This window comes from Acinetobacter guerrae (assembly GCF_009372255.1).
GTDB lineage: Bacteria > Pseudomonadota > Gammaproteobacteria > Pseudomonadales > Moraxellaceae > Acinetobacter > Acinetobacter guerrae.
On sequence record NZ_LXGN01000001.1, the window covers coordinates 41,503 to 53,639 of the forward strand.

The following is a 12,137-nucleotide window of genomic DNA, read 5'->3' on the forward strand; positions in this document are numbered from 1 at the left end:
CTATCTATTTCTATCTTCTATAGCCGAAGGCATTGGTAATATTGAATTGTTTACACATTTGAGCCAGTTTCTCTAACAAGAGATACATCACAGGTGTGGTATAAAGGGTTAATAATTGACCCAATGCCAAACCGCCAACGATCACAATGCCCAAAGGTTGTCGTAGTTCAGAGCCTTCAGTTGTACTGAGTGCCAATGGAATAGCACCTAATAAAGCTGCGGTATTGGTCATTAAAATAGGACGAAACCGCAATGCTGCCGCAGATAGAATCGATTCAAATGCTGTCTTGCCAAGACGACGTTGCTGTAAGGTGAAATCAATCAGTAAAATTGCATTTTTTACAACAATTCCAATTAATAAAAACATGCCCAATAAGGCGATCAGGCTAAATTCAAAATTAAATAGCCAAAGTGTGAGTAAACCGCCCAAAGCCACAGCAGGAACCGTTGACAATATCGTCAATGGATGGAGCATACTTTCATAAGTTACGCCTAAAACGATATAAATCAGCACAATAACTGCTAAAAGTAACATCGGTGTGCTTAAGCCTGCTTGTAAACTTTCGGCTTCTACATCTTTATCTGTTGCAACAAAAATCTGATTAGGCAGCATGACCTGTGGCAATACACCACGAATCGCGGTCTCGGCTTGTTCAGCGGTGTAACCTTGTTTGAGTACATAGCCAATACCCATTGCGGCATATTGGTTGCGTCGATGTACGCGATCATTTGTAATTCCATATGACCATGTTGCAAAGTTAGTCAATGGTACATATTCACCGTTTTGATTTGGAACTTTGATATTTGCCAATGATTCTGGATTTTCAGTAAAACGCTTATCAATTTCCATCACGACATGAAATTGATTGGTTTGATCATAAATGGTCGAAATTTGTCGTTGTGAAAATGAGTTGTTCAGTACACTGGAAATACTTTCAATATCAACGCCTAAACGTCGTGCGGCTTCTCGATGAATATCGAGCGTGACATGCTGAGCCCCTTCATCGCCTAAAGTTTCCACCTCTTCAAGCTCAGGTAGTTTTTGCATCGCCTCTGCAACTTTCGGCGCCCATTTTCTAAGTAAGGCAACATCATCCGATTGCAATAACAGCAAATAGTCCTGCCCTCCACTCGCAGCAAAAAGATCTTCCAGATCAAGATCCTGTTGGACTCTTGCCGAAAATATTGCCCCTGCTAACCACGGAGCATTTTGACGAATCCTTTCAGCAATTTCATGCGTTGTCTTACCATCGCGTTCAGCTTTGGGTTTTAAACTAACCATAAAAAAGGAATTGGTGGTTCCACCAGCGCCGCCAGAAGTTCCAATCACATCTTTTATTGCAGGATCTTTGAGTAAACTTTGACTAAATGTCAAAATTTTAGGCTGCATAATCTGAAAAGAAAAACCATCATCCCCTCGAATAAATGTTTCGATTCGGCCTGTATCCTGCTCAGGTAAAATCTTTTTAGGCAAACTTTGATATAAATAGATTGAACCCGCAATTGCACCTAACCAAAGTAGTATCGCGAGATAAGCATGACGCATAATCCACTTTAATGAATGCAAATAATGCTGTGTTAAATACTGCATCATGCGTTGGCTATACGCATATAAAACTTGATTATTCTGCGAATTTAAAGGCTTTAAACAACGGGCCGATAGACTTGGGGTTAAAATTAAAGAAACAAAAACTGAAAGAATAACAATGAAAACCAGTGTAAGCGAAAACTCCCTAAATAGCCGTTCAATGACCCCACCCATAAATAATACGGAGATAAAAATCACAATAAGTGCCAGATTCATCGCAATCAGCGTAAATCCAACCTCTCTAACGCCTTGAATAGCTGCATTAAATGGGGTTTCACCCTGTTCAATGTGACGTTCAATATTTTCAAGAACGACAATGGCATCATCTACAACTAACCCAATCGCAACAATGACTGCCATAATCGATAAATTGTTCAGCGAAAATCCTGCCAAATAAACCAGACTTGTCGCGCCAATCAAAGTAACCAACATGGCAATGGTCGGCACAATTGCACTTTGTAGTCTTCCTAACATCAGCGCAACCACAATCACAACCAATAGCATAGAAAAAAGCAAGGTATCACGCGCTTCTTTTAAACCTGCATGAATAATTTCAGAACCATCCATGACTGTTGTCAACTGTGCATCGGCAGGAATAAGAGAATTTAATTCAGGTAGTTTTGCCTTGATTTTTTCAATCGTTGCGATGGTATTGGCATTGGGTTGCCTGCTGATTTTAATAATGACCGCAGGTTCACCATTATGGAAACCACTGACATAACGGTTCTCAACGGAATCTTCTACTTTTGAAATATCTTTTAGTCTGACAATACCCTGCGATGTTTGATGGATAATTAAATTGTCAAAATCTGCCGCAGCTTTCAAATCGGTTGAAAGTGCAACTTGCCAACGATGTTGTTGATTTTCAATGACACCTAATGACTGTACTACATTACTTTTTTCAACTGCCTGTCGAACTTGCTCCAAAGAAACTCCTTGTGAAATCAGAGCATTTGGATTTAACACAATACGCACCGCAGGCATTGACGCACCATCAATTTCAACCTCTCCAACACCACTGATTTGGGCAAGATTGGGTTGTAACTGATTGGTTGCCAACTCATATAATTGACCTGCAGATAAATATTTGGAACTCAGCGCAAGATAAAAAATGGGGCTTTGACTGGGGTTGACCTTAAAATATTCAGGAGGGCTAGGCATACCAGAAGGCAATTGAGATATTGCGGCATTGATAGCGGCCTGTACTTCGCGCGCTGCTTCATTGATATCTGTATCTAGATCAAAATGCAACGTGACTTGGGTCGAGTTTTGGCTACTAGATGAATTAATCGCTTTGACGCCAGACACCCCCATCATGGCGCGTTCTAGTGGAGTGGATACAGTCGCTGACATGCTTTCAGGACTTGCACCAGGTAAATTTGCACGTACTACAATTGTAGGGATATCTGCCTGAGGCAAAGCCGCGACGGGTAAACGAAAATATGCCAATACGCCAAGCAAAGTAATGGCAATGCCCAATAAAACGCTAGCAACAGGTCGATGAACAAACAGAGCAAATATATTCAAGTGATTGCCCCTGATTCATCAACAGATGGATTTATTTTGTTCTGCTGATGCTTGATTCGTTGTAAACGATCGAAAAACAGATAAACCACAGGCGTGGTAAATAAAGTGAGAATTTGGCTTAGGATAAGACCACCAACCATTACAATACCTAATGGCTGACGTAATTCAGCGCCAGAACCAGACGCTAGCATGAGAGGAATTGCGCCGACAAGTGCGGCTAATGTCGTCATTAAAATCGGTCTAAAACGCATTAAGGCAGCTTGATAAATCGCTTGTTCAGGAGATAAACCTTCATTGCGTTGGGCTGCCAGTGCAAAATCGACCATCATGATGCCGTTTTTTTTCACGAGTCCAATGAGCAAAATAATCCCGATCAGCGCGATCATATCGAGTGGCTGATTGACCATAAATAATGCCAATAATGCACCAATGGCTGCGGACGGTAGCGTAGAAAGAATGGTAATGGGATGAATAAAACTTTCGTACAAAATACCCAGTACAATGTACATCGTGACAATTGCAGCAATGACTAGCCAGAAAGTATGTTGTCGCGAATTTTCAAAAGCGGCTGCCGCACCTTGTAAACTCAGATTGATTTCAGCAGGAGGTTTTAGTTCCTGTTCTACTCGCTTGATCGCTCGAATCGCTTCACCAAGTGATACACCTTGCGCCAGATTAAATGAAATGGTATTGGCTGGAAATTGGGCTTGTTGTTGCAAAACACTTGCCACTCTTTTTTGCTCAATACTTGCCACAGCACTCAGTTGTATTGCTTCACCATTTGCATTATGAATATAGGTCTGGTTTAAACCATCAAGCCCTTGGGTCAATGCAGGATCAAGTTCCAATACAATCCGATATTGATTGGACTGTGTATACAAAGTCGCAATCTGGCGTTGTGCAAATAAATTTTGCAATGCCAGACTAATATCTTCAATGGAAAGTCCTAAACGCGCTGCGGCATCTCGATTGACATCAATATAAGCCTGCAATGCTTGTCCACCATTTTCACTGGTGACATCTGAAAACTCAGGCTGTTGCTTTAATGCATCAACCAAAACAGGTGTCCATTGTTGTAAATCCTGAGTTTTTGCTGCGCTGAGACTGAGTTGATATTGGGTACGACTAATTTTGTCTTCAATACTGAGTTCCTGAACGGGCTGCATCCAAGCATGAATCCCTTGTACATCAGCAAGTTGATCTCGTAATCGATCAATCACCTGCTCCGCCGAACTTCGCTCTGCATGTGGTTTTAGATTAATTAAAATACGGCCATTACTGAGTTTTGGATTATTGGCATCAATGCCAATAAATGAGGACAAACTCGCAACAGCGGGATCTTTTAAAATCTGTGCGGCCAAGTTTTGCTGACGTTCACTCATCGCCTGAAAAGAAATATCGTCTGGTGCTTCAGTCACCACTTGGATGACACCACTATCCTGCACAGGAAAAAATCCTTTAGGAATCATCCAATATAAAACACCTGCTAAAATCACGGTACTCAACATAATACTGAGCATAAGTGGCTGATGTTTAAATACCCACTGTAATGCTTTTGCATAGCGGTCAATGACTTGATCCAGACTCCATCGGCTATTTTTTTGATGATGTTTATTTTCTTTAAGTAAGTAAGCACACATCATCGGCGTGAGTGTTAAAGACACCACCAAAGAAAGTGCGATCGCTGCCGCTAAAGTCACCGCGAATTCATGAAATAAGCGTCCGACGACATCGCCCATAAACAGCAATGGAATCAAAACGGCAATTAATGAAATAGTCAGTGAAATCAGGGTAAATCCTATTTCCTTTGCACCCTTGAGTGCAGCCTGTAATAGATTTTCTCCTGCTTCACGATGCCGCGTAATATTTTCCAGCATGACAATCGCATCATCAACCACAAAACCAGTGGCGATGGTCAGAGCCATGAGCGTCAGGTTATTTACCGAGAACCCGAGAAAATACATCAATACAAAAGTGCCAATAATCGACAATGGCACGGCAATACTGGGAATCATGGTCGCGGACAAATTTCTTAAGAAAAGGAAAGTGACCATCACCACCAGACACACTGCAAAAACCAATTCTTTTTGTACATCACGGATCGAACTCCGAATGCTTTCAGTACGATCCGTCAAGACTCGAATTTTTACACTTTCAGGTAGATTTTTTTGCAATTCAGGTAAAATATTTTTGATCTGGTCTGCGACCTGAATCACATTGGCATAGGGCTGACGTTGTACATTGACTAAGATTGCAGACTGCTGATCTGCCCAAGCTGCCATATAGCGGTCTTCACTTCCTTCCTGAATCTGTGCAACATCTTTCAAACGAATAGGTGCACCATTGTTCCAGCGCAAAATCAAATTTTCATAATCTGCAATAGAACGAATCTGATCATTGGCATCTAGCATCGTGGTCCGATATGGCCCATCAAAACTGCCTTTAGGCTGATTGGCATTGGCGGAATTAATGGCTGAACGAACATCCTCAGCACTCATTTTATAAGCTGCCAGTGCTGTTGGATTCATTTGAACACGTATAGCGGGACGTTGCCCACCCGCCAAACTGACCATTCCCACACCAGATAATTGTGATAATTTTTGTGCGATGCGCGTATCCACCATGTCATAAACAGTGGTGAGGGGCAAAGTATCTGAACTGACCGCCAAAGTAATCACAGGCACATCGGCAGGGTTTACTTTTCGGTAGACAGGTGGCGTCGGTAGATCATTGGGCAATTTACTACTTGCCGTACTTAAAGCAGATTGTACTTCTTGTTCAACCACCCCTAACTCAGCACTGAGTTCAAATTGTAAAGTAATGACAGACGCACCGACAGAACTGTTTGAGGACATCTGCTTGAGTCCAGCAATTTTTCCCATTTCACGTTCGAGTGGTGCTGTAATGGTTCTTTGAACCGTATCTGGATTAGCACCTGGTTGAAAGGTATAAACCTGAATAATAGGATAATCGACTTGTGGTAATGCCGAAACAGGTAAAAACCGCCAAATAAGTAAACCACTAAATAGTAGTGCCAGCATTAACAATGTGGTGGCAACGGGTCGTAAAATAAAGAAACGGGAAATATTCATTGCACTTAACCACGTGCTGTTTTTGTTGTTGCAGATGGCGCTTTTTCATCTTGAACAACTTGAGCTTCTTTACCTTCAGCAAGACGGTCTATTCCTTCTAAAACGACTTGCTCATTGCCTTGTAATCCTTGTAAAACCTCTGTCTGCCCATTCGAACTAATGCCTAGTTTAAGCATGCGGATTTCAGCTTTATTTTCTTTATTAATAATATAAACATAAGTCCCTTTAGCGCCGTTTTGAATGGCATCTGTGGGAATGTTGACTGCATTTTCAATGGTCTGGGCGTTTAGACGTACATTGACAAATTGATTTGGAAATAACGCATCATCGCGATTTTCAAAAATAGCTTTGAGTTTTAAAGTACCTGTATTGGTATCAATCTGATTATCAAGTGCTTCCACATAACCCATAGCAAGTTGTTTTTTTTCTGAGCGATCCCACGCAGTAACTTGAACTTTCTGACCCTTTTGCACAGAAGCTCGCAACATGTCCAGATAATTTTCTGCCACCGCAAACTGTACATAAATTGGATGTACCTGTGTAATGCTGACTAGACCTGCTTCTTCATTGGCTTGGATTAAATTTCCCGCATCTTTTTGTTTAAAACCGACACGTCCTTCAATGGGCGCATAAATCTTGGTATAGGAAAGTTGTAACTTTGCTGCATCGACCTGTGCCTGATTCGCCTGAATTTGTCCTTTTAACTGGTTGACTAACGCTTGTTGCTGTTCAACTTGTTGTCTGGCAATAGAGTCCTGTTTAAAAAGTAATTGATATCTGTTCAGTTCACTTTCAGCATTACGCAATTGAGCAAGATTTTGCTGTTGTGTACCTTGTGCTTGAGCTAGAGCGACCTGAAAAGGTGCTGGATCAATCTGGGCTAAAAGTTGACCTTTTATGACCGATTGACCATCTTTAAAATAAATTTTTTGTAAAACACCCGATACCTGACTTTGTACTTTGACCAAATGAGTTGGAATAACTGTCCCAATTGCTTTAATTTCAAGCTGTAAATCATTTCGTTGTACAGGTATGACGCTGACTGGAACTGGTTTACTCCACTGGCTATATTCCTGTGTAGGCACCTGACTCGATTTCCACCAATAGATCGCTATGGCAATTGCCAAGATGACAATTACGAATAGCACTAACCATTTTGTATTTTTTGGGAGAGTTTGAGATTTTTTTTCAACATTCAACGGTTGTTCTATCATTACATTCACTTAAATCGATATCAATATTGATCAAATAACCTTCATCCCGCTTCCCCTTTAAAGCCTGTTTAATGGGATGAAAATTGCATTTGTATTCACTAAGACGTTTGAAACAGCGAAAAAGGTTCAATCTTCGTGTAAGGAATTGTATATTATTTTCATAAACGATTCTCATTATTATTAAAATTAGCTTAATTTTTTTAATAATTCTGAAATTAAATTTTAATTTCAGATTTTCTGATTGTAATCATGGATGTCTATTGCTTTGATGCCATCCATTTATTCTGAACATTGATACGCTTTGGAATAAAAATAAACGAGAACAATAATAAGACTGCCGCAATCCAATAAGGCAACTCATTTTTATAGTGATAAAGTATGGTTGCAATAAACGGTGAAACAAGCATCGACATCCCTTGTGCAGCAGAAATTAATCCTGATGCGGCACCCTGTTCATGTGCATCAACAGCCAGTGAGGTCATGGTATTGATCATCGGCAGAATTAAACCGCCACCAATTCCCATCATTACAGCACTAACAATAAAGAAAAATAAGCCTTGAGTAAGCGTAAACATAATTGTTCCAAGTGCCATGCAGAGCATGCCGATGCCGAGTAGCAATAAATGACGATTTGGTTTTAATTTAGAAATCAGAACTTGTACGATAATCAAAGTCAAACCGACTGCGCTTAGCGTCATGCCTGCCACAGTCGCACTTTGCTGCTGTGTCGCCAATTGCAAATGGTCTTTGCTAAAAAAACCAATACACATATTAAAAGTAAAAATGCAATTCATGGTGAGAAACATCACCACAACTTCAAACCAGATTCGTGAATCTGTCATTTTTAACTGAGTTCTCTCAGTTACATTTGAAACCAATCGATCACTTTCCTGCACTTTAAAATGCGTTAAGATCAACGCAAATAGAGGCATAATAGCGGCAAAATAAAAAGCAAAACTTAAGTCAAAACTAGAAAGTATTCCACCGATGAAAGGCCCAAGAAAAATAGCAATACCAGCAGCTGCTCCTAACATCGCAATCTTTGACGCACGTTCTTCGGGCGCATAATGGTCCGCAATATAGCCCACCATGACTGGATTAATCCCTGAGAAAAAAGCAGCAATAATACAGCGCAAGATCAACATCACCAGTAACATGGTTAAAATGCTTAAGGGATGTTGCAGTGTGTAGCCAATAAAAACTGCCCAAAGCAAATAAAAAACAAAGAAACCCAACGTCAAAGGTAATAAAACTTTTTTCCGGCCAAGTTCATCACTTCGCTGCCCCCAGAATTTTGCACTGAGCATCCAAAATAAACCTGAAAGACTTACGATTAAACCTGCATGCCATTCTTGTAAACCTTGAGTTCGAATCACTGGGCCTATGACTGGGAGAATCATCATAAATGCCATTTGTAGCAGCATATAACTTAAAAACAACGCTTTAATAATATTCATTTTTCTACCTGATCTATCTTTGGTTTTGACTGATCATTCAATTATTCCAAAGTTAATTATAATGATAATTATTATCATTTAAAAGTATTTTACTCATCTTTATGTCACAAAGATTTGGAAAAGTATGATCGGTCAGCTATTCAAATCAGAAAAAAAATGAATAACAAAATCATCTATTGTAATTTGTATGGAAATCTCAATATATCGTGATATCGAACTAGAATGTATTATTCAAATTCAGCTTAAAATGTAAATTATATATTTAATCAATGGTTTAACCATTTTTAAAGGAGTTATCTATCTATGACAAATCTACCGAACAAAATGCTTCATATAGAAATTTCACAATTTGGTGAACCTGATGTTTTAAATGTCGTTGAAGCTGAAATACCCCGCCCTAAATCTAGCGAAGTTCTGATTCAGGTCAAAGCTGCGGGTATTAATCGTCCTGATGTATTACAACGCAAAGGCTTATATCCCATGCCTAAAGGAGTTACGCATATTCCAGGGCTTGAAGTTGCAGGTATTGTTGTCGAAATTGGGAAAGATGTTCAAGATTTTAAAATTGGTGATCGAGTCTGTGCGCTTACCAATGGTGGTGGCTACGCAGAATATTGCATTGTTCCCGCTAGCCAAACACTGATCATTCCTAAAAATTTAAGCTTTGTTCAGGCAGCGGCAATTCCAGAAACCTACTACACAGTGTGGGCAAATTTATTTGATATTGGTCAGCTAAAAAATGGTGAAACAGCCTTGATTCACGGTGGGGCTAGTGGAATAGGAACGACTGCTTTATCGCTTTGTCATGCATTGGGTATTCAGACTTTTTGTACAGTGGGCAGCGATGAAAAAGTCGAAGAACTTAAAGGAATTAGCACTGCAATTAATTATAAAAAAGATGATTTTGAACAAATTGTTTTAGAGAAAACGGATCAAAAAGGTGTCGATGTCATTTTAGATATCGTAGGTGCAAAATACTTTAACCAAAATATGAATTTACTCAAACGAGATGGGCGTTTGGTGATTTTAGGCTTTATGGGTGGACGTATGGCAAAAGAATTTGACCTACAGCAACTCATTTTAAAGCGAGCAAAAGTCACAGGTTCAACCATGCGTGCTCGTACTGATCAGGAAAAAGCTGAGATTACTCAATCATTAAAGCAAACGGTTTGGCCTTTACTTGAACAAGGTAAAAGCCTTCCTATTATTTATAAAACCTTTGCATTTGAAGATGTTGCAAAGGCACATACAACAATGGAGAAAAGTGAGCATATTGGCAAGATTGTGCTGGAATTGAATTAATCTATAATGGGGAGGTAAAGCTGCCTTCCCCTCTTTTATTCGAATAATAGATTTAATAAATAGCGAGAGAAACGCTTTAACTTCACACATTAGTGTTATATTATAACAATAATTAAAAATTTATGATGTATTCATGATTTCTTTTAAATCTTTATCTTGCATGACGATCTTGCTACTAGGATTAACAGCATGTACCCAACAACCACAACCCATTCCATCACAAAAAATAGTTGTTCCAATCTCAGATAAAGCCAAAATATTACATAAAAGAACGCCTGTATCTTACTTCATTTGGATCGCGCATCCGTACAATGCTGATCGAGTTAAAAGCTATAAAAACTTTTTACAGCAACAAGGCGTACGACTCACTGTTCCAGACTTTGAACTTTTACGTTCCGCACGTGGCTGGCAAGAATGTCATTATGACCAATATGATGTACCAGACCAAAATGTATGGGTAAATATTGTCCCTACACTCAACTTATTATCAGTTTTAGTCCAAAATGGTGTTTTGACAGACTTTGAAATAACATCAAGTTATCGATCCCCTGCTTTAAATCATTGTGTAAATGGCGCTCAATCATCTAGTCATATGCAAAATGCAGCAGTCGATTTTCGAATAGGTTCAGAATTTCCTAGTGCAGATGAAGCCATTGCAATAGCAGACAGTAAGTTGAAATTATGCAAATTTTGGCAAACAGAAGGTCAACAATACAACATGGGTTTAGGTGTCTATAGTACAGGTCAAATTCATATTGATACCAAAGGTTTTCGTACTTGGGGGCCTGATTTAAGTTGGCATAGTTCGATCTGTGGGGAAAAAATTCCTTAAGCCCTTGCATCCTCTCACTCAGATTGGACTTAGAGATATTTGAGACATTTTTGTCCAGAAAGCTTGCCAAAGAGATAAATAACGCTGCATAACCTCATGTAGTTCTGATTTATTTTCAGGGCGAATTGCTTGAATGCAAAGTAACCAAAGATCATTGGCATGATTATCGTCATTGGCCAAATTGTCCTGATCATTTGCTACACCATGACATGCGTAGTAACCCTGATCAAATATTTCACCAAATTTTTTCAGGTTCATATGTAGAGCTTCACTAAAGACAATCACTTGCTTTTCTGTAATTGATAAAATAAGCAATAAATTCAGATAGCTATGGTAATGACTACGTATAAAATCTTGTATCGCAAAAGCTTCAGATTCAATTTTTTCCTGCTCAATAGGATGATTTACCCCAAACTGTTCTAAAATTTTCAGATAATGAGCAAGATGAGACTTGGCTGGAGAACTTTGCTGAAGATCAACAGTATTGAACCCTAATTCATCGAGTAAATTTAAGGAAAGCAAGTAACGCGCATAAATTTTCGATAAAATTCGATTTTGAATATCAATATTTTGATTACTTTCTAGCTGATTTGCCTGAAAGATCAGCATACTTAATGCATCGGTAAAAATTTTTACAATACAATTTAAGTAATTGAGATGTATTGTTTTTAATTGCTGTAAATTTAATTTTTGATGTTTTAAATCCTCTAAAATGTCATGCTCAAATAAAACATGCTGATCTATCTCTGTTCTAAATGGCTTAACTAATTCTGTATTAAATGTCCACAAATCTGTTGGAATCGCATTTTTAATAAAAGCGATGACCTCAGCACGTGAGTCTTCAGATTGTGTAAATGACGGATTGTGAATCATAGATTTTTATTTAATATACAGAGTATTCAGTATATTAAATAAAAAATAATTGATCTATAGTAAAGACAACTGAATGATAAAAAAAACTTATTAAGAATAAGATAGTTATAAAAAATTAACATTTAAAGCGTATATTATGCCTGCGCCTCTCTTAGATTTATTCTTATAAGTACTCGGATTGCGCTAAGTGATTAAATTTTTTATCATATTTTCATTTAAGCATCCACTTAAATGTTATACTTGAAAAATTGT

At 38.7% G+C, this 12,137-nt stretch carries 7 protein-coding genes; 2 read left to right on the plus strand and 5 right to left on the minus strand.

Going from position 1 to position 12,137, the window contains the following annotated elements:
* Positions 1 to 10 precede the first annotated feature (10 nt).
* From A7A69_RS00180 to A7A69_RS00195, 4 genes are all read right to left on the minus strand, one after another.
* On the minus strand, positions 11 to 3,115 hold the full coding sequence (locus tag A7A69_RS00180; RefSeq protein WP_152875909.1) for an efflux RND transporter permease subunit: 3,105 nt from the start codon (positions 3,113 to 3,115) through the stop codon (positions 11 to 13).
* Complete coding sequence (locus A7A69_RS00185) at positions 3,112 to 6,207, minus strand: multidrug efflux RND transporter permease subunit (protein WP_152875910.1); 3,096 nt, start codon at positions 6,205 to 6,207, stop codon at positions 3,112 to 3,114. The genes A7A69_RS00180 and A7A69_RS00185 overlap by 4 nt, the downstream gene beginning before the upstream one ends.
* 5 nt (positions 6,208 to 6,212) lie before the next feature.
* The gene (locus tag A7A69_RS00190) at positions 6,213 to 7,421 is read right to left on the minus strand and encodes an efflux RND transporter periplasmic adaptor subunit (RefSeq protein ID WP_152875911.1); all 1,209 of its coding nucleotides are present in this window, start codon (positions 7,419 to 7,421) and stop codon (positions 6,213 to 6,215) included.
* A gap of 257 nt (positions 7,422 to 7,678) precedes the next feature.
* On the minus strand, positions 7,679 to 8,878 hold the full coding sequence (locus A7A69_RS00195) for an MFS transporter (protein ID WP_152875912.1): 1,200 nt from the start codon (positions 8,876 to 8,878) through the stop codon (positions 7,679 to 7,681).
* A gap of 303 nt (positions 8,879 to 9,181) precedes the next feature.
* Between A7A69_RS00195 and A7A69_RS00200 the strand changes: the two genes are divergently transcribed.
* Positions 9,182 to 10,180: an NAD(P)H-quinone oxidoreductase gene (locus A7A69_RS00200; protein ID WP_152875913.1), complete on the plus strand. Its 999-nt coding sequence runs from the start codon at positions 9,182 to 9,184 to the stop codon at positions 10,178 to 10,180.
* A 133-nt stretch (positions 10,181 to 10,313) separates the two neighbouring features.
* On the plus strand, positions 10,314 to 11,012 hold the full coding sequence (locus A7A69_RS00205) for a D-Ala-D-Ala carboxypeptidase family metallohydrolase (RefSeq protein WP_152875914.1): 699 nt from the start codon (positions 10,314 to 10,316) through the stop codon (positions 11,010 to 11,012).
* Between the two features lie 18 nt (positions 11,013 to 11,030).
* Here the strand turns inward: A7A69_RS00205 and A7A69_RS00210 are convergent, their stop codons facing one another.
* Positions 11,031 to 11,885: a hypothetical protein gene (locus A7A69_RS00210; RefSeq protein WP_120369101.1), complete on the minus strand. Its 855-nt coding sequence runs from the start codon at positions 11,883 to 11,885 to the stop codon at positions 11,031 to 11,033.
* Positions 11,886 to 12,137 lie beyond the last annotated feature (252 nt).